The organism is Pseudomonas sp. PB106 (assembly GCF_009764645.1).
GTDB lineage: Bacteria > Pseudomonadota > Gammaproteobacteria > Pseudomonadales > Pseudomonadaceae > Aquipseudomonas.
This window is the reverse complement of the sequence record NZ_RWIM01000011.1, coordinates 1-17,841: the sequence shown is the minus strand read 5'-3', so window position 1 is coordinate 17,841 and position 17,841 is coordinate 1. Positions and strand designations below refer to the sequence as shown.

16 protein-coding genes and 1 pseudogene are annotated in these 17,841 nt (G+C 60.2%); 9 read left to right on the top strand and 8 right to left on the bottom strand.

Going from position 1 to position 17,841, the window contains the following annotated elements; all coding sequences use genetic code 11:
• Positions 1-202 precede the first annotated feature (202 nt).
• Positions 203-598 carry a hypothetical protein gene (locus EJA71_RS01865; RefSeq protein ID WP_256671466.1) on the bottom strand — a complete coding sequence of 132 codons (396 nt, stop codon included), beginning with the start codon at positions 596-598 and terminating at the stop codon, positions 203-205.
• Between the two features lie 42 nt (positions 599-640).
• A complete protein-coding gene (locus EJA71_RS01860) occupies positions 641-910 on the bottom strand; it encodes a hypothetical protein (protein WP_158953822.1) in 270 nt (89 codons plus the stop codon).
• A gap of 240 nt (positions 911-1,150) precedes the next feature.
• On the opposite strand from EJA71_RS01860, the gene EJA71_RS01855 reads away from it, so the two are divergent.
• The 3 genes and pseudogenes from EJA71_RS01855 to EJA71_RS01840 all read left to right on the top strand — a co-directional run bounded on the left by EJA71_RS01855 (position 1,151) and on the right by EJA71_RS01840 (position 3,629).
• Positions 1,151-1,480: a hypothetical protein gene (locus tag EJA71_RS01855; protein WP_158953820.1), complete on the top strand. Its 330-nt coding sequence runs from the start codon at positions 1,151-1,153 to the stop codon at positions 1,478-1,480.
• Positions 1,481-1,526: 46 nt separating this feature from the next.
• Positions 1,527-1,643: pseudogene (locus tag EJA71_RS01850) on the top strand (RtcB family protein); the annotation flags it as partial.
• 174 nt (positions 1,644-1,817) lie between these two features.
• Positions 1,818-3,629, top strand: a complete 1,812-nt coding sequence (locus tag EJA71_RS01840) for an ABC transporter ATP-binding protein (RefSeq protein ID WP_158953818.1) — start codon at positions 1,818-1,820, stop codon at positions 3,627-3,629.
• Here the strand turns inward: EJA71_RS01840 and EJA71_RS01835 are convergent.
• The 3 genes from EJA71_RS01835 to EJA71_RS01825 form a co-directional block, all read right to left on the bottom strand.
• Complete coding sequence (locus EJA71_RS01835; protein WP_158953816.1) at positions 3,626-4,570, bottom strand: alpha/beta hydrolase; 945 nt, start codon at positions 4,568-4,570, stop codon at positions 3,626-3,628. The two genes, EJA71_RS01840 and EJA71_RS01835, sit on opposite strands and share 4 nt — an antisense overlap.
• 112 nt (positions 4,571-4,682) lie before the next feature.
• Complete coding sequence (locus tag EJA71_RS01830; protein ID WP_158953814.1) at positions 4,683-5,681, bottom strand: NAD(P)H-quinone oxidoreductase; 999 nt, start codon at positions 5,679-5,681, stop codon at positions 4,683-4,685.
• A gap of 62 nt (positions 5,682-5,743) precedes the next feature.
• The gene (locus EJA71_RS01825; RefSeq protein ID WP_158953812.1) at positions 5,744-7,024 is read right to left on the bottom strand and encodes a YbfB/YjiJ family MFS transporter; all 1,281 of its coding nucleotides are present in this window, start codon (positions 7,022-7,024) and stop codon (positions 5,744-5,746) included.
• A gap of 114 nt (positions 7,025-7,138) precedes the next feature.
• Here EJA71_RS01825 and EJA71_RS01820 point away from each other — a divergent pair, with 114 nt between their 5' ends.
• Positions 7,139-8,014, top strand: a complete 876-nt coding sequence (locus tag EJA71_RS01820; RefSeq protein WP_158953810.1) for a LysR family transcriptional regulator — start codon at positions 7,139-7,141, stop codon at positions 8,012-8,014.
• Positions 8,015-8,230: 216 nt separating this feature from the next.
• Positions 8,231-8,713, top strand: a complete 483-nt coding sequence (locus tag EJA71_RS01815; RefSeq protein WP_158953808.1) for a hypothetical protein — start codon at positions 8,231-8,233, stop codon at positions 8,711-8,713.
• 49 nt (positions 8,714-8,762) lie between these two features.
• Here the strand turns inward: EJA71_RS01815 and EJA71_RS01810 are convergent, their stop codons facing one another.
• Positions 8,763-9,485: a pirin family protein gene (locus tag EJA71_RS01810; RefSeq protein WP_158953806.1), complete on the bottom strand. Its 723-nt coding sequence runs from the start codon at positions 9,483-9,485 to the stop codon at positions 8,763-8,765.
• A gap of 220 nt (positions 9,486-9,705) precedes the next feature.
• On the opposite strand from EJA71_RS01810, the gene EJA71_RS01805 reads away from it, so the two are divergent.
• Entirely contained in the window at positions 9,706-10,656 is a 951-nt protein-coding gene (locus EJA71_RS01805) for a GlxA family transcriptional regulator (protein ID WP_158953804.1), read from the top strand.
• 90 nt (positions 10,657-10,746) lie between these two features.
• The gene (locus EJA71_RS01800) at positions 10,747-12,195 is read left to right on the top strand and encodes a winged helix-turn-helix domain-containing protein (protein ID WP_158953802.1); all 1,449 of its coding nucleotides are present in this window, start codon (positions 10,747-10,749) and stop codon (positions 12,193-12,195) included.
• On the opposite strand, the gene EJA71_RS01795 is transcribed toward EJA71_RS01800, so the two are convergent.
• Together EJA71_RS01795 and EJA71_RS01790 are read right to left on the bottom strand one after the other, a co-directional pair.
• Complete coding sequence (locus EJA71_RS01795) at positions 12,172-15,165, bottom strand: winged helix-turn-helix domain-containing protein (protein WP_158953800.1); 2,994 nt, start codon at positions 15,163-15,165, stop codon at positions 12,172-12,174. The genes EJA71_RS01800 and EJA71_RS01795 overlap by 24 nt on opposite strands.
• Before the next feature lie 134 nt (positions 15,166-15,299).
• Positions 15,300-15,731 carry a helix-turn-helix domain-containing protein gene (locus tag EJA71_RS01790; protein WP_158953798.1) on the bottom strand — a complete coding sequence of 144 codons (432 nt, stop codon included), beginning with the start codon at positions 15,729-15,731 and terminating at the stop codon, positions 15,300-15,302.
• A gap of 210 nt (positions 15,732-15,941) precedes the next feature.
• Between EJA71_RS01790 and EJA71_RS01785 the strand changes: the two genes are divergently transcribed.
• On the top strand, positions 15,942-16,865 hold the full coding sequence (locus EJA71_RS01785) for a LysR family transcriptional regulator (RefSeq protein ID WP_158953796.1): 924 nt from the start codon (positions 15,942-15,944) through the stop codon (positions 16,863-16,865).
• A 515-nt stretch (positions 16,866-17,380) separates the two neighbouring features.
• Positions 17,381-17,740, top strand: coding sequence for a DUF6124 family protein (locus EJA71_RS01780; protein ID WP_158953794.1), 360 nt, complete (start codon positions 17,381-17,383; stop codon positions 17,738-17,740).
• Positions 17,741-17,841: the final 101 nt, after the last annotated feature.

Sequence of the window (17,841 nt, the reverse complement as noted above, 5' to 3'; positions counted from 1 at the left end):
CGACCACTTCAAGCACGGCGACAAGCACGCAGAACGCAACGAAACCTCGAGAGAAAACCCTTCGTGGCTTTTCATAACCTTGGTAGTTACTGAATGCAGTGCAAAGGTTACTGACAATATCCATTAAGTCCATAACGACTCCCAAAACAACAAACCGATCAGTCAGATCGATTTGTTGCCTGCACAAAACCCACGCATCGGCTCAGCCTTTCTTCGCAGCCCTTTCAAGCACCACGACACAGGCACCATAAAAGTTCTTGTGAAACTCAAAGATCGTTTTCTCCCGCATCGCTTCATCCGAATACTGCGGAATGTCATACGCCTGTTCGATCAATGTTTTATACAAACCGCCCACATAGTCGTTTTGTTTTCCTGCCGCCTCAGCCATTTCCTGCAATTCGGCGATGGGCATGCCGCCCTGCCTGGCTTTCATCACAGCTTTGGCCGAGTTTTCTACGCGTGCGCATTCTTCGAGGCCATCTTTTGAGATATCAGTACTGTGCGCTGAAAGGCTGATGAACATTACCGCTACTGCCACAAGACTACGTTTGATCATGACGCGCCATCCCTGATTTTGAGCGCGAACTTTAACATTCATGGCTCAGCGCCACCATCTGATGCGTTTTGAAAGCATTCCAATTCACTGCCCGGATTTTTTCATATCCCCGGAATCACTGGAGCCGGCTGCATCCTTCTGTGTCTCGTGAGTTTCAGCGCCGGAGTTCGAACCGGACGCTTCTTCGCCTTTCTTGTCGGCCTTATCCTCGTTCGAAGCCGATCCGCCCTGGTTCACGCCGGGGATAGCCGTCGGCGGTGCCGAGGGTGCGCCGGTTTTTTCTGCAGCGAGTGAAAAAAGCGGGCACACCGAAATCAGGCCAGCGAGTCCGAGCGCAATTATTTTCTTGTTCATGACGTCGATTTCCAAAGTCAGGGGATGTACTGCTTTGGAAGCGTCCGTGTGCGGAACGTGCGGGACATCAGACCAGCGGCTCCGAGCAACGACTGAGTCGGCCGGTGTCGGCGGCGAAGGTGTGCGCCAACTGCGGATTTGCCTCCGCAAAAAAACCTCTGAAAGGCGGCAAATTGCTGGCCCCCGAGCCGCGGTTTCACCGGCAAAATCGCCTTTTTTTCAAAAGGTTAGGTTGGCACTATGCGGACGATTGTTATCACCGTTGCAACGCTTTCCCTGGCTGTTCTCGCCTCGGGAGTCCAGGCGAAGGAATTGAGTAAGAGTCATCGCTTTGCGTGCACTTGGGGTTCGGATATTGCAGCTGGTGCCCAGCAATCGAAACTGTCCGGCGTCTCACTGTACGGCGCGCGCAAACAACTGCAGGTGCGTCGATTCCAGCAACCGTGGATGCGCATGACGGCGATGGGCATCACCGAACAGACTTACAGCAGTACCTCGAAACTCAAGCCTGCAGCGGTCAAGCAGACGTATTACGAGCAGTGCGTCAGGCATGAACTGGCGCAGCGTTGAGATGCCAGAGCCCGACCCGAAACGGTCGGGTTTTTTTATGCCTGAGCCTACCGTGGCCAACACCAACAATCGCGGACATCTCGGGACTCTTGGCAGCGGCAACCACTCCATTGAAGTGTGCGTGGATGAGGTCAACTGGGTCTGGTTCATGTTGCACAGCGGCATGTCGACGCCACCGTCCTTGGCCAGCGCGTTGAATACACGCTCGGCCTCGGCAATGCTGTAAAAACGCCGGCTTTAGTACAGCATCTGGCCGTCAAACCCTCACCGTCTGAAATTCAATCATGGCGCTGGAGTACCATAGCGTCCCGTCATTACCAGCCGAGCCCAGCACCCCATGCCCGACCTATCGCGCTTCACCTCCTTGTTCGATCAGGCGCAGCGCGCCTTGCGCCTGGTGTGGGGGACGTCGCGGGGTTTGTTTCTGGGGCTGGTGCTGGCAACGCTGGTGGCAGGGCTGCTGCCGGCACTGGCGGCATGGTTGGGGCAGCGAATTGTCGACGCCGTGGTGGCAGCCATGCAGTTGCATGCGCAGCAGGGCAGTGCGCCGCTGGGGCCGGTGTTGCGTTATGTGTTGCTCGAGGCCGGGGTGTTGGCACTGTTGTCCGGCACACAGCGGGCGCTCTCGGTGCAGCAGTCGCTGTTGCGGGTGCAGCTGGGGCAGAAGGTCAATACGCTGATTTTGCAGAAAGCGCAGACCCTGTCTCTGGTGCAGTTCGAAAACTCCGAGTTCTACGACAAACTGGTGCGTGTGCGGCGCGAGGCCTCGACTCGGCCGCTGGCGCTGGTCATGAAGTCGCTGGGTTTGATCCAGAACCTGATCATGCTGATCAGCTTCGGTGTTCTGTTGGTGCATTTTTCCCCGTGGGCGCTGGTGTTGCTGGTGGTCGGTGCGTTGCCGGTGTTCTTCGCCGAGGCGCACTTTTCCGGTGACGCCTTTCGCCTGTTCACCCGCCGCGCGCCGGAGAGTCGGCAGCAAAGCTACATCGAAACCTTGCTGTCCCACGAAACCTATATCAAAGAGGTCAAGCTGTTCGGCTTTGCCCCGCTGTTGCTGCAACGCTATCGCGACACGTTTGCCAGGCTGTATGCGGAAGATCGGCGCCTGACGTTGCGGCGCGATGGCTGGGGTTTTGGCCTCGGCCTGCTCGGCACTGCGGCATTTTACCTAGCTTATGCCTGGGTGGTGATCGATACCGTGCATGGCCAGATCAGCCTCGGCCAGATGACCATGTATCTGGTGCTGTTCAAGCAAGGTCAAAGTGCGGTGAGCAGCAGTCTGAGTGCGATCAGCGGCCTCTACGAAGACGGCCTCTACCTGACCAGCCTTTATGAATATCTGGCCGAACCGGTACAGGTCGATACCGGCCACCTGACGGTCGGTGCCCTCCCGGGCGATGGTTTGCGCTTCGAAAGCGTCGGTTTCCGTTATCCCGGAGCCAGTCGGCCGGCGCTGGAAAACATCGACCTGCAACTGCTGCCGGGCCAAAGCATGGCGCTGGTCGGCGAGAACGGTTCTGGCAAGACCACGCTGATCAAGCTGCTGACCCGGCTCTACCGTCCCGATCAAGGTCGTATTCTGCTCGACGGCAGCGATTTGCAGGATTGGCAGGAAACCGCGTTGCGTCGGCGCATTGGCGTGATTTTTCAGGATTACATCCGCTACCAGTTCAGCGTCGGCGAAAACATTGGCGTCGGCGATACCTTGGCGTTCAACGACCAACAAAGGTGGCAGGAAGCCGCTACCCAAGGCATGGCGGCACCCTTTATCGAAGGGCTCGACAAGGGTTATGCCACGCAGTTGGGACGCTGGTTTGCCGGTGGCCAGGAGTTGTCCGGTGGGCAATGGCAGAAGATTGCCTTGTCCCGCGCGTACATGCGCCGTGATGCCGACCTTCTGATTCTTGATGAGCCGACGTCGGCCCTCGACCCTGCGGCTGAAGCGGCGGTGTTCGAGCACTTCAGCCAGCACAGCGAAGGGCGCATGACGCTGCTGATTTCCCACCGCTTTTCCAGCGTACGCAATGCCGATCACATCATCGTGCTGCAACAGGGGCGGATTCTCGAGCAGGGTGGCCACGATCAACTCATCGCCGCTGCCGGCCATTACGCACAACTGTTCGATCTGCAGGCACGCGGCTACCGCTAGGTGTCCCGCGCGCTGCGTACGGTTGTAGGCCCGGCCACCCGAGGCGCTGGTTTGCTGTGCATCAAGCTGTCGAGTGCCTTGCGATAGTTCTGCCCGCCGAGGGCCATGCTGTTGTTGTGCGTAGCGCCGGGTACCAGTAACAGGCGTTTGGGTTGTTGGGCGGCGTTGAACAACTGTTCACTGAAGCGCGGCGGCACGAAGGCGTCAGCCAGCCCGTGCACCACCAGCAAGGGCATATGGATGTCAGCGATTTTGTCGATGGAATCGAATTTCTGCGACAGCAACCAACGCACGGGCAGCGACGTATTGGCCACGGCGGCCGCAACATCGGCGAGGGACGTGAAGGTCGACTCGATCACCAGACCGCGCACTGGCAGTGGCGTGTTTTTACGCGCAGCGTCCTGGCCGAGTTCTGCAGCCAGATCGATCGCCACAGCGCCACCGAGTGAATGGCCATAGATCAGCCGTTTGCTCGGGTCGGGTTGCAGCAACTTGAAGCGCTCCCATGCCACCCGCGCATCTTCGTAAACGCTGCTTTCGGACGGCAGATCACCCTTGCTCTGGCCGAAGCCACGGTAATCGATGGCGAGCACCGAATAGCCCGCTGCGCGCAGTTGTTCGATGCGGAACAGCTGTCCGGTGAGATTCCAGCGCACGCCGTGCAGATACAGGATGGCCGGGGCATTGGGTTCTTCCGCCGGCCACCACCAGGCATGGATGTTTTGTCCGGCCTTGAAACTCTTCGGTTGCAGATCGAGTTCCTGCACGCTGCCGGGCAGGCCGCGATACCAGCCGGCCGTGCCCGGTTCAATGCGAAACAGCAGCTTGCGTTCGGTGTGTTCGAGCACGGCACAACTCGTCGGCACGCCGATAATCAGCGCAGCCATGAAGGCGAACGCCAAGCGGCGGCGACGCAGACGGGTCATGAAGGCAAGGAACATTAAACGTTTCACCAAAGGTCGGGCAAAGAACGCTTTTTACCAGATGCCTTGGCCGTCGCGTGACATTTTCGACCACCGTAACGGCGCAACGATTACAAAATGCTGCAACAACTCAACTGACCTGCAACACGATCTTGCCGATATGGTCACCAGCCTCCATGTGCGCATGGGCCTGGGCGGCGTCGGCGAGCGGGTAGACCTTGTCGATGAGTGGCAGGCAGCGTCCGGCAGCCAGCGCTGGCCACACGTGTTCGCGCAGCTCGCTGGCAATGGCGGCTTTTTCCGCAGCGCTACGCGCGCGCAGCAACGATCCAGTAATAACGGCGCGTTTGGCCATCATCGCCAACAGATCAAAGTCGTTGGCCTTCGCGCCGCCAAGGAAACCGAGCATCACCAGCCTCCCGTCCATCGCCAGAGCACTGACGTTATCGTTTAGATATGAGCCGCCCATGATGTCGAGAATCACATTCACGCCCTGACCATTGGTTTTATCGGCGATGACTTTGGCGAACTCTTCTTCGCGGTAGTTGATCGGCTGGCCACCGAGTTTGCTGATTGCTGCGCATTTGTCAGGGCTGCCAGCGGTAGCAAAGGCCTCGATACCGAATTCGCGGCAGAGCATCAGGGCGGTGGTGCCGATGCCGCTGGTGCCTCCGTGGATCAAAGCGCGCTGGCCTTTGCTGGCGCCACCGAGGCCAAACAGGTTGGCCCACACAGTGAAAAACGTCTCGGGAATCGCGGCGGCTTGCACCCAGTCGATTCCCTGCGGAATAGGCAGCGTTTGCCCGGCGGGCACGGCGGCGTACTCGGCGTAACCGCCACCATTGGTCAACGCGCAGACCCGATCACCGATGGCGAACTGGCTGACGCCGGCGCCAAGGGCCACAACCACCCCGGCAACTTCCAGGCCGGGGATCGGGTTCATGCCCGGTTTCATCGGGTATTTACCGGCGCGTTGCAGGGCGTCCGGGCGATTGATCCCGGCGGCGTGCACGTGGATCAGCACTTCGCCCTCGGCGACGTCGGGTAGCGGCACGCGCTTGGCTTGCAGAACCTCGGGGCCACCGGGTTCGGTGATTTCGATGCGGGTCATTTCGTGGGGTAAGGACATAGTGCTTCCTCCTGATAAAAGTGTGTGTAGATGGGAGTCGTGCATCCCTCGATAAATTCAGGTCAATCCCGATAATCGTGTGGGAGCGAGCTTGCTCGCGAAGGCGCCGGGACGGTTAGCGCAGGGTTGTCAGATAAAGCGCTTTCGCGAGCAGGCTCGTTCCCACCTTGGGTTATGCGTGCCCAAACGTTCATGGCCTGTTCCAACAGCAACGCCACGCCAATCGCACCGCAGGCAATCATGAACAGCATCGCGTGGTGGCCACCGTTGGCATTAAACAGCGCTGAATAAGCAAAACCAGCCAGCGCCTGAAACGTGGCAAACGACACCGTGGCGCGGCTCCAGGCAATTTGCTGACGAGCGTGCTCAGGCACCAGCTCATGCACCCGCGCCAACGCCAACGGCACGATGCCTGGCGGAAATGAACCGAGAATCACCGCGAGCACCGCCAGTGCCACGAAGGACTGCGAAACGGCCAGCAACGCGAGGGCAATCGCCTGAATCACCAGCACCAGGCGAATGCTCAACCGAGCGCCGAACTTGTCGGCGAGAAAGCCATAACTCACTGGGCCGATAATCGCGCCCAAGCCGTACATCACCCATACCAGTGCGCCAATGTGCGCACCGGCACCCAGGCCACGCGCCACGTAATCCACCAGAAAGACCATGGCCGGCACCAGCCCGGCGGCCATAAAGGCGTATTGGGCGAACAACACATAAACACCGCGAGGTGTCGGCGCAACCACGGCTTCTTGGTTAACAATCGGCGGTGGCAGATCAGCGGGCCAGCCGAACCAACTCATTACGGTCAGCAACAACGCGATAGCGCCAAGTCCCAGCCAGGTGGCTTGCAGGCCGAGGCTCAACAGCGGCGGCACAATCGTCCCGGAGCCTGCAATGCCGAGGCCGATGCCCAGGAAAATCGCGCCACTGGCCAGCCCTTTACGCGCCGGCGGAACATGCGGTAGCACCGTCGCCGCGACCAACACCATGATGGCGCCCCCGGCGATGCCCGACAGCAAGCGCCAGCCGAAAAACCAGCTCACTGACAGCGGGTATGCGCAGGCGAAGAATGCCGCCGTGACCACCAGCATCATCAGGCGCAGGGCGTTTTTATTGCCGAGATGACGCGCCATCGGGCGGCCGAGCAGGGCGCCGATCAAGTAGCCAATCAGATTGGCCGCGCCGAGATACACCACATCGTTGGCAGAAAACCACTGCGCCTGAATCAGCGCGGGAATCAGCGGCGTGTAGGCAAAGCGTGCCAGTCCAATGCTGACCAGGCTGGCGCAGAGCCCGGCGAAGATCGGCAGCCAGAGAGCACCGGTAGTTTGAGTGCGCATGATATTGACGTTTCCGAAGAAGGTTTATGGCGCCCAGCATATCGGCTATCGTTGCTGCGTTTATGCGGCGAATTTCCATTGTTGTGATGCGAAACTGCATCATCAGGAGGCAGAGTGAATTGGGATGATGCACGGGTGTTTCTCGCGGTTTGCCGCGCGTCGACACTGCGCGGGGCCGCGCGTGTTCTGAATGTGGATCAAGCGACGGTCGGGCGGCGCATCGGCTCGCTGGAAAAGTCCCTTGGCGCGACGTTGTTCCTGCGTACCTCCGACGGCTACGCGTTGACGGCGGTGGGCGAGGCGGCGCTGAAGAATGTCGAGAAAATGGAGCATTCGGCACTGGAACTGGAGCGGCAGATTCAGGGGCTCGATGATCGTCTTACAGGCTGTGTGCGGGTCAGTACCACCGATTCGCTGGCCATCGATTTCCTCATTCCGGCCATGGCTCGCCTGCATGAGCAGCATCCGCAAGTGCAAGTGCAGCTCGACGCTTCTACGCAAATTCTCAGCCTGGCCAAGCGCGAGGCGGATATCGCGGTGCGCAATACGCGGCCGGACAATCCAGATTTGATCGCCCGGCGAATTGCCCGTTGGCCCGTAGGACTTTTCGCAGCTCAGGCGTATGTCGACAGCAACGGCGCACCGGAGCCGGGCACGGCGTTTGAAGGCCATGATCTGGTGGTCTATCAACCGTATCTGCAGAATAAAAAGGACCTGACGCTGGTCTCTGAACCGATGAGTCGCGGGCGAATCGTCGCCAGTCTCAGTTCCAGTCTTTTGGTACGCCGCTCGATCGCAGCCGGCTTGGGCGTTGGAGAAATCCCTGTCTACATGGGCGAGCGCGACGGTCTGGTCAGGCTCTGGCCGGAGCGTACCCGGCCAGAGCCCTATGAAGTGTGGCTGGTGACCCATGCGGACTTGCGCCACACCGCACGGGTGCGTGCGGTGATCGAGCAGATTGTCGAGGCGTTTGCACTGGAGAACGACTAGGTCCAAGGGCGGTTTTGGCCGGGCTACAAGGTCTGACGAAACGGCCTACATCCGGGTCAGAATCCGCTGGCTTGTGGGGCTGCGGGGACAAATATATCGTTGACGCCAATGGCCACGGAAGGTCTCGGTAACCCAAAAGGTGTCGAATTGAACGTCAGGGAAGTGCTTCAAAATCCAGTGTGTGACACGTCGAGCGAAAGTCGGAATAGCCAAGCCATGAGTGACATCAGACGCGAAGAGTTCAATGCCAGGATCGAGACCATCGAGGCACGGATGGATGCTCGGGTAAGCGAGGTGTCGACAAAAATCGATACTCGGGTGAGTGAACTGTCGGCAAGAATCGATACCCGGGTGCGTGAAGTGTCGGCAAGAATCGACGCGTTTCTCGTCGCTCAGGCTGAGCGGGACAAGTGCCAACTCGAACGAGATAAACGCTACGATTTGCTTTCGATGGAAATGCGAGAAATTGCCAGGAGGACAGAGGAATCTGCCAGGCAAGGCGCTACGGTAAAGGCCAATGTCTGGGCGGCCACTGCCGTGCAGTTGGTTGGCATCGTGGCGATCGTTGTCGGTGCCTACTATGCCAACCAGGCCAACATGTATGTCGCGATGCAAACGACACTGGCAGCGATTCAGGCGGGCAAGGAGTTCAGCGTACCCAATCCCTTCGAGTTTTCATCGCCCAAATCCCCGCAATAAAAAACGGCCTTCACTGAAGGCCGTTTTTTGTGGGCGCTAATACGCAGCATCATGGCATCTGCGGCAACTCCTGGGGCCGCAAGTCAAACACCAGCACTTCGGCATCCACGGCATTGCTCAAGGTCAGTGCCTGTTCTTCGCGAACCCGCACCCCGTCACCTTCGCGCAATTGCTCGCCGTTCAGTTCGACACTGCCCCGTGCTACATGCACGTAGGCGTAGCGGTTGGCTGGCAGTTCCAGGGTGGCGCTTTCCTTGCCGTCGAACAGCCCGGCATAAACCCGCGCATCCTGACGAACTTTCAGCGATCCGTGGCTGCCCTCCGGCGAGATGATCAGTTGCAGACGACCACGTTTTTTCTGCGCACTGAAATGCTCTTGCTGGTAACGCGGTTTGGCGCCGCTGACTTCCGGCACGATCCAGATTTGCAGGAAGTGCACGGGCTTGTTCGCCGAGTGGTTGAACTCGCTGTGCGCCACGCCGCTGCCGGCGCTCATCAATTGCACGTCGCCAGGGCGGATGACGGAACCAGTGCCCAGGGTGTCCTTGTGTTCCAGCGCACCTTCGAGCACGTAGGAGAAAATCTCCATGTCGCGGTGCGGGTGCTGGCCGAAACCTTTGCCGGCGGCCACGCGGTCATCGTTGATCACCAGCAGGTCGGAGAAACCCTGCTCACGCGGGTCGCGGTAGCTGGCGAAAGAAAAGGTGTGGAACGACTTCAACCAGCCATGATTGGCGAGGCCACGATCGGAGGCTTTGCGAAGGGTCAGCATGATGAAATCTCCTGGCGGGACGTGAATTCGTCCGAGTGAGGAGAAGGTTACTGTTTACCTCGCTGCACAATAAGTAGATGGAAATTGAAAGACTGTCCTGATCAGGTTGACAGTTTTGCGGCGCTGTTCACGCATTTTCTCGCCCTGGCATCGTTTCACTTGGCCATAATGTTCAGCCTGTCTGAAGCGTTTATCTTTTTTGATCTCAGTGATGGTTCCCATGAAAACCGTGGCAATGGTGCTGTTCCCCGATTTTCTGCTGCTCGACATGGCCGGGCCGATGGAAGTGTTTTCGGTGGCCAACCGTTACTTGCCAGCCGAGTCGCACTATCAATTGGTCACCCTTGGCACCGAGCACGGGCCATTGCGCGCTTCCAACTCCGTGCGGGTGCAGGCCGACCGACACATTGATCACGCCAGTGAACACTTTGACTTGCTGCTGGTGCCAGGCGGGCCGGGCGCCTACAACGAAAGGTTTGCGGGGTTGTGCGCCTGGCTGCCAGGCGCGGTGCAGCGTGCCGCCTGCTATGGCTCGATCTGCACTGGCGCGTTTGTGCTGGGGCATGCCGGATTGCTTGATGGCTATCGCGTGACTACGCACTGGAACTACACCGAACGCTTGATCAAAGGTTTTCCCAAGGCCAGTGTCGCCACCGATCAGATTTTCGTCGAGGATCGAAATCTGATTACGTCCGGTGGCGTCACCGCCGGGATTGACCTGGCGCTGGCCGTGATTGCCCGGGATCACGGCAAAAAACTCGCCCAGGACGTGGCCAAAGTGCTGCTGGTGGTGATGAAGCGACAGGGTGGTCAGGCGCAGTTCAGCCCATTGATGGCTGCCGTGGCTCCGCAGGAAACGCCCATCACGCGAGTGCAGAATCATGTTCTGGAACACCTCGACGAAGCATTCACCGTCGAGCGCATGGCGGCTCTGGCGAATATGAGTGCGCGTCATTTCGCTCGCGTGTTCGCCCGTGACGTCAACATGACTCCGATGGATTTCCTGCAAAGTGCGCGCATCGACTGTGCGCGAAACTTGCTCGAAACCAGCGATCTGCCGCTGAAAACCGTGGCCTATAAAAGTGGCTTTGGCAGCGTGCGGCACATGCGTTCGCTGTTCGCCGATAAGCTTGGCCTGACCCCCGCACAGTACCGCGAACAGTTCAGCTAGAGCGGTTCTGTCCGTCTGGCGCACCCGGATGTCCGTGCTGCGCCCTGCGTGGTGGTTGTTCCGTCACCTGAGGCTGCCAAGATACTTGGCATGAACAGCCATCACGATTTGAATCCGGCGTCGGTGCTGCGTTTCGGCCCTTACGCGTTTCATTTGCGCCAGCGGCTGATCCTCGACGGGGATCGGCAATTGCGCATGGGCGGGCGCGCGCTGGACATTCTGCAAGTGCTGGTCGAACGCGCCGGGCGAGTGGTCAGCAAAGAGCAGTTGATCGCTCTGGTCTGGCCGACGTCGGTGGTCGAAGAGATCAATTTGCGTGTGCACATTGCTGCGTTGCGCCGTGCATTGCGCGACGGCGAAAACGGTCATCGCTACATCGTCAACGTGCCGCAATGCGGTTACAGCTTCATTGCACCGGTGCATTACGACAGCTCGGCGCCCTTGGTTTTCGAGCACCTGCACGCGCCGCAACACAACTTGCCCGCCCGACTGACACCGGTCACTGGCCGTGATGCGCTGGTGGGCAGCCTGGTGCGGCAACTGCCACTGTGCCGGATGATGACAATCACGGGCCCGGCGGGCGTGGGCAAAACCACCGTGGCACTGCGCGTGGCCGAACTGTTGCTGGAGCATTTTTGCGATGGCGTATGGCGGGTCGATCTGGCCTCGTTCGACGACAGCAAGCCACTGCTCGACGCCGTGCTCAACACCCTTCAAACCGACTTCACCACACTGACACAACGCCATGCCTTGCTGGTGCTGGACAACTGCGAGCACCTGCGCGAACGCTGTCAGGCGCTGGTGCAACACTTGCTCGACGCTGCGCCGCGCCTGTCGGTATTGGCTACCAGCCGCGAGGCGTTGCAGGTCAACCTGGAAACGCTGCAGCCCTTGCGGCCGCTCACGGTGCCCAAATCGTCCGAGTTGATCAGTGTCGAGGAGGCGATGAATTACTCGGCGGTGCAGTTGTTCGTCAGCCGTGCCCGCACCCGTCAGCAGGGGTTCATGCTGCGTGAACAGGATCTCAAAGCGGTCTGCGATATTTGCCGCCGGCTCGATGGTTTGCCTTTGGCGATTGAATTGGCGGTGACGCAGATTGATGCGTTGGCACTGGTGGGGTTGCAAGCGCAATTGGGCAACTGTCTGCAGTTGCTCAGCCATGGTCGGCGCACTGCGGTGCCGCGTCATCAGACGCTCAAGGCTGCGCTGGACTGGGGTTATCAAGACCTCAATGACACGGAAAAACTGGCTCTGCAGCGGCTCTCGGTGTTCCCCAAAACCTTCACGCTGGATCAAGCATTGGCCGTTGTCACCTCTACCGATCTGCCGCCGCAAGTGCTGGTCGCCGTGGTTGCGCAACTGGTCGCCAAGTCGTTGCTCTGTGTCGAACGGGGCAGTGGGTTGGCGCGTTACCGGATGCTCAATACCACGCGCAGTTACGCTCGCGAGCAATGGCTTTCACAGACGGAGCGGGCGGATGTCGAGCAGCGCTATGCGCCTTACAAAAGCCGCGCTTCAGAGCTTCAGCTGGCGGTTTAATTCATCCAGCAGCCTGCGCACTGTGCGCAAGTCAGGGGTCGCGTAGCCTTCGGTGAAACGTTGATAGATCGGCGTCAGCAGTTCCAGCGCTTCGCGATAGCGATGTTGCCGTTGCCACAGTTGCGCCAGTGAAGTGGCGGTGCGCAACTCCCAGGCCAGCGCGCCTTGGGAGCGGGCGATGGACAGGGCTTGCTGGAGGATCTTCTCTGCTGTCTCAAGGTTACCGCTAGCTGAACTGACGCCATCGCTGGCAAGCCAGCTCCCACAGTGATTTGCAGTTGAATCCAAGTCTTCAGAACACCTCACAATCCTGTGGGAGCTGGCAAGCAAGCTCCCACAATGATTTGCGGTAGAGCCCAAATCCTCAGCGCACGCCAAAACCCTGTGGGAGCTGGCTTGCCAGCGATGGGGGCCTGGCGGACTGTCCCGATCCAAAGCCAACAGCCGATCCGCCTGCGCCCGCAAAATCTCCGCCGTGCTCCAACCCGCTTCGCCACTGCGCGCTCGTTCGACCAGCGTCTCGTCGACAAACCGCTCATCCAGCGTGACCATGATTTCCCGGATCAAGCCACTGTCCTGTGCCTGCACCGGCCCAGCATTTTCGGCATCGATCACCTGCGCGTAATGCCGCGCCCACGTATGGAACAGCAGCACCGAATGCTTCTGCGATTGTTCGAGCAGCATTTGCAACAGTGCGCGGGCGTTCTGCTGGTCACCGTTGTAATGAGCGATCAGGCACGTCGCCAGGGCCAGGGTGTAACAGATCGACGTGCCGTGGTTGATCTGCACGGCGATGTCCAGCGCCTGCCGCGCGGTTTTCCAGGCCTGCTCGGGGAAACCTTGCAGCCACAGCACCCGCGCCAGCACCGTCAGCGAGGCAACGCTCTGGTCGTATTGCACGCCAAAGCCGTGGGTAAACCGATTGAGGTGGCCGCTGTGGGCCATGCGCTCGATCACCTGTTCGGCGTGCTCGCGGGCCTGCGGCTGGTCGCCCGCGTAATGCAACGCCAGCACCCGCAACCGGTGAGTGCTCAGGGACAACAACGGATCGCCGTGAGTGCCGAGCCGGTCGAAGTGTTCGCTCTGTGCCAGCGCCTTGCGGTAATGCCCGCAACTGAGGTTGACCGCCATGTGCCCGGAAACCGCGCACAATTGCCCGGCGACATCGCCGTGCGCCTGCGCCAGTGCGTGAGCCCTGACGAACGCATCGATGGTTTCCGGGGTACCGCCCCAAGTGTGATAACAGGCACTGCCGAGGGCGAGTTGCAAGGCGATATTCAGGCGCGGGCAGGGTGGCTGAATACCTTCCAGCAGACGCAAGGCCTGGCGCACGTAGCCGCCGTACTCCTTGAGCAGCGACAGCTCCTGCCAGAGCGGCGCCGAGGCTGCCGTCAGGCGAATCCCCAGGTCGTCCGGTCCCTCATCGTTCAAACACCAGTCGAGTGCTGCGCGCAAATCTTCCAGACCTCGGGCGTAGCGTTCGATCCACAGCGTGGTCGGGGTGTTTTCCCAGTCCGCTTGCGCCAGATGCATCAACGCCAGACAGCGTTCGGCATGGCGCTCGCGGGTTTCAGTCAGTTCGGCAGCTTGTTCGAGTTTTTCCAGGGCATAGCGGCGCGTGGTGTCGAGCAGACGGTAGAACACCTCTTCATCACCGACCTCGACGCTGAGCAGCGACTTGGCGACCAACTGCGTGATCGAAGCAAACACTGCCCCGGGTTCGATCTGCGGGCCAACGATCACCGCCGCCGCAGATTCCAGAGTGAAGCCGCCGCGAAACACACTCAAGCGGCGCAGGCCGGTCTGCTCGCAGCGGTTGAGCAAATTGAAGCTCCAGTCCAGCGTGGCGCGCAGGGTCAGATGCCGCTCCAGGCTGGTCTGATTACCCGGTGCCAAGGGCGGCAGACGCCCCTGCAATTGGCTCAGCAAACCCTCCAGCCCCAACTCGGCGACCTGCGCCGCCGCCAATTCCAGTGCGAGGGGAATACCGTCCAGCCGATGGCAGATTTCACTCACCAACGGCAGTTGAGCATCACCTAATTCGAAATTTTCCTGTGCCGCCGTGGCCCGTTCGGCGAACAGTTGCACGGCAGAAAACGTCAGTGCCTGTTGGCGATCCAGCACTGTCGCCGTCGACGGGTAATCGAGAGAATCCAGACGCTGCACATATTCGCCTTCTGCGCGCAGGCTCTCGCGGCTGGTGGCGAGGATATGCACCTTCGGCGCCCCGCGCAGCACGCTCTCGCTGAGCGCGGCGACGGCATCGATCAAGTGCTCGCAGTTGTCGATCACCAGCAACATCTGGCGTTGGCTCAGGCCGCTGACCAGGCTCGCCAGTGGATCACTGTCGACCGACGTCAGATCGAGCAGGGCAGCCACGTGCGAGCAGATCAATCGAGGATCGTTGAGCAGTGCCAGATCCACCAGCCGAATGCCGTCGCGATACTGACCGATCAATTGCTCGGCGACGCGCAGGGCCACGGTGGTTTTGCCGATTCCACCGGGCCCGACCAGCGTGATGCAGCGCTGGCGCGGCAGTTGTGCCATCAAACTGTCGACCAGTGTCTGGCGCCCGATCATCCGCGTGCGGCGCAGCGGCAGGTTGTGCCTCGCCGCATTGTCGACTGCGCGTGGTTCAATGGCTTGCGAAAGAATCGGCGCGACGAAACTGTAGCCGCGTTGCGCCACGGTCACAATATAGCGCTGGCCGGCCTGGCCATCGCCGAGGGCTTTGCGCAACGCCGCCATGTGCACGCGCAGGTTGATCTCTTCTACCACACTGTCCGGCCACACCGCCGCCATCAACTGCTGCTTGCTCAGCACCTCCCCGGCATGCGCGAGCAACGTCAACAGGATGTCCATCGCCCGACGGCCCAGACGCAAGGGTTGCTTGCCTTCGAGCACCAAGCGTTGAACAGGATCAATCCGATAAGGGCCGAAACCGATGGCCTGATTCGGGGAAAGACTCAACAGCTCGCTCCTGCGGTGATGCGGCGGACAAGACGAATCAGGGCCGGGCGCGCGCGCAGGCCTTCTGATCCGGGGTGTCCCGGCATAATCCTCAGGTTTTGGCATCAGCGCAACGGCTGGCGCAGAAGCGAACGTCAAAACAGGGCAGGTTGTGGGCGGTGGGTTTTCGCTTCACGCATGGCCTGACAGCGCCAGGCAAACGGGTTGATGCCTTCGCTGCGGGTGAACATGTGGCAGAAATGTGCCTGATCACAGAAGCCGCATTCCAGGCTGATCTGCGTCAGGCTCAGGTCGGTGTGCTGGATCAGCAGCTTGGCGCGGGCGAGGCGCTGGGTGCGGATCCAGTCCTGCGGCGATACCCCGGTGCTGCACTTGAAGGCGCGGGAGAAATGGCTGCGTGACAGCGAACAGGCGCGGGCCAGTTCGGTTACCTCAAGGCTTTCGCCCAAGCGCTCGAGAATCAATTGTTTGACCTGTCGTTCGCGTTGCGGGCTGAGTCCACCAATGGCGCTTTTGCGCGGTTCGCAGGCAGGGGCGAGGGCGACGGTTTGCTGCAAATGAGCCATGGCCAAGGTCCGTGTCGGTGGGGAAGGCGCGGGGCAGCGCGTTCCCACAGGTCAAAATCAACGCTGCGCAGAGGGACTCATTGTTGGGCGGGGCGCGGTGACTGACGAGTTAATCGTTGTTAATTTCGCTCCGGCCCCGCGTTCACAGGCCCGTGGATCGCGTACAGTGCGCAGCACTTGCGTCTGGTTGGCTATAAGGAATCCGTGCCCATGAACCGTAACGATCTGCGCCGCGTCGACATGAATTTGCTGGTGATTTTCGAAGCGCTGATGTTCGAGAAGAACCTGACCCGCGTCGCCGAAAAACTGTTTATGGGCCAGCCGGCGGTCAGCGCGGCGCTCGGGCGTTTGCGTGATCTGTTCGACGATCCGTTGCTGCTGCGCAACGGTCGCGGCATGGAACCGACGGCCCGTGCACTGGCCATCCTCAAGGAGCTGCAACCGGCGATGGACGTGATTTCCGGCGCCGTCAGCCGCGCCAAAGAGTTCGAACCGCAGAGCAGCTGCGACGTGTTCCGTATCGGTTTGTCGGACGACGCCGAATTCGGGCTGTTTCCGCCGCTGTTACGCCAGCTTCAACAGGAGGCGCCGGGGATTGTCGTGGTCGTGCGTCGCGCCAACTATCTGTTGATGCCGGCACTGTTGGCGTCGGGGGAAATCTCCGTCGGCGTCAGTTACACCACCGATTTGCCGGCCAACGCCAAGCGCAAAAAACTCCGCGACATTCCCTGCAAAGTCCTGCGTGGCGACGACCGTCCGGGGCCGCTGACGCTGGACGAATACTGCGAGCGCCCCCACGCGATGGTGTCGTTCTCCGGTGACTTGAGCGGCAACATCGACATGGACCTGGCCAAGGTCGGACGCAGCCGCCGCGTGGTCCTCGGCGTACCGCAATTCAGCGGCCTGCGCGCCTTGCTCGCCGGCACCGAAATGATCGCCACCGTGCCGGATTACGCTGCGTGTGCGCTGGTCGAAGGTTGTGCCTTGCGCGCCGAAGACCCGCCATTCCCGATTGATGCGGCGCAGTTGTCGATGGCATGGAGCGGGGTGCATGACAACGACCCGGCGGAGAAATGGCTGCGCGCGCGGATCAGCCAGTTCATGGCGGCGCCGCTGGATATCCCGGCTAGCTGAATCCCTGCGCAAATCTCAAATACAGCACTGATCCCTGTGGGAGCGAGCTTGCTCGCGAAGGCGTCGTATCAGTCGATAAATATTTCGACTGACACACCGCTTTCGCGAACAAGCTCGCTCCCACATTGGGACGGCGTGAACCTTGAGTTGTCGGTGGTTTAAACACAGCTGTTTAAGCAACACCCTCAGACACTCTTTCAGGCTACGCAACCTTGCGCCTTTGCCTACAGCTACGCCAGAATCCGCCGGCTTGTGCGTCTGTGGTCCGGTCTTTATCGTTTGCTGGTCGCTGAAACGTTCAGTGATCGGGTTTAGCGACTCGGACCAAAAAAGTGCACCAGTGCCCCATGCTTCGTTGCAGGCAATCGTCTGCACTACGCTATGGCGGCTGTATGCGGGAGACCTTCGGGTCTACCGGGTTGCCTTTTTTCCGGTTCGCTAACCTGCATACGGTCGCCACCCATCCTGTTTAGCGACAGGACGTGGTGATCTCAGCATTAAAAAGGAGATTCACCATGCTCAAAGTCACACCCAACCCGCCAGACATCGACCCCACATCCCCCTACGAATCCATCGATTCCAGAAAACTCCACCAAGCCGCCGACCGCGCCCTAGATCACTACCTTTGTCCACCCGGCTCCACGCCGCCGCCCCGCAGAACCCGTGGCATGTACGCGGTCACCGCCGACACCAAAAACGAAGAACTGCTGACCGATGCCAGCGAAACCTTGGCCTCGGCCAAGACCATCGCCCAGGACGTCGCCCACCTGTTGCCCGCGCCGCAGCGTCGGGCGTTGGTGGGGATTGCGCAGTTGATCATGCTCGGCGAATTGGCGGTGAATCGGGCGTTGGATAACCTCGATCTCCCTGCCTGAACATGATCGTTCCCACGCTCCGCGTGGGAATGCAGCCCGGGACGCTCCGCGTCCCCTCCAGAGCCGAACGCGGAGCGTCCGTTGATGCATTCCCACGCAGA

What these genes read in the sequence shown, in the direction of transcription:
- EJA71_RS01805 (WP_158953804.1), top strand. Translation starts at nt 9,706, where the DNA reads ATGAAAACCGTGGCAATGGTGCTGTTCCCCGATTTTCTGCTGCTCGAC.
- EJA71_RS01785 (WP_158953796.1), top strand. Translation starts at nt 15,942, where the DNA reads ATGAACCGTAACGATCTGCGCCGCGTCGACATGAATTTGCTGGTGATT.
- EJA71_RS01855 (WP_158953820.1), top strand. Translation starts at nt 1,151, where the DNA reads ATGCGGACGATTGTTATCACCGTTGCAACGCTTTCCCTGGCTGTTCTC.
- EJA71_RS01830 (WP_158953814.1), bottom strand. Translation starts at nt 5,681, where the DNA reads ATGTCCTTACCCCACGAAATGACCCGCATCGAAATCACCGAACCCGGT.
- EJA71_RS01825 (WP_158953812.1), bottom strand. Translation starts at nt 7,024, where the DNA reads ATGCGCACTCAAACTACCGGTGCTCTCTGGCTGCCGATCTTCGCCGGG.
- EJA71_RS01780 (WP_158953794.1), top strand. Translation starts at nt 17,381, where the DNA reads ATGCTCAAAGTCACACCCAACCCGCCAGACATCGACCCCACATCCCCC.
- EJA71_RS01835 (WP_158953816.1), bottom strand. Translation starts at nt 4,570, where the DNA reads ATGTTCCTTGCCTTCATGACCCGTCTGCGTCGCCGCCGCTTGGCGTTC.
- EJA71_RS01865 (WP_256671466.1), bottom strand. Translation starts at nt 598, where the DNA reads ATGAATGTTAAAGTTCGCGCTCAAAATCAGGGATGGCGCGTCATGATC.
- EJA71_RS01860 (WP_158953822.1), bottom strand. Translation starts at nt 910, where the DNA reads ATGAACAAGAAAATAATTGCGCTCGGACTCGCTGGCCTGATTTCGGTG.
- EJA71_RS01800 (WP_158953802.1), top strand. Translation starts at nt 10,747, where the DNA reads ATGAACAGCCATCACGATTTGAATCCGGCGTCGGTGCTGCGTTTCGGC.
- EJA71_RS01810 (WP_158953806.1), bottom strand. Translation starts at nt 9,485, where the DNA reads ATGCTGACCCTTCGCAAAGCCTCCGATCGTGGCCTCGCCAATCATGGC.
- EJA71_RS01790 (WP_158953798.1), bottom strand. Translation starts at nt 15,731, where the DNA reads ATGGCTCATTTGCAGCAAACCGTCGCCCTCGCCCCTGCCTGCGAACCG.
- EJA71_RS01815 (WP_158953808.1), top strand. Translation starts at nt 8,231, where the DNA reads ATGAGTGACATCAGACGCGAAGAGTTCAATGCCAGGATCGAGACCATC.
- EJA71_RS01840 (WP_158953818.1), top strand. Translation starts at nt 1,818, where the DNA reads ATGCCCGACCTATCGCGCTTCACCTCCTTGTTCGATCAGGCGCAGCGC.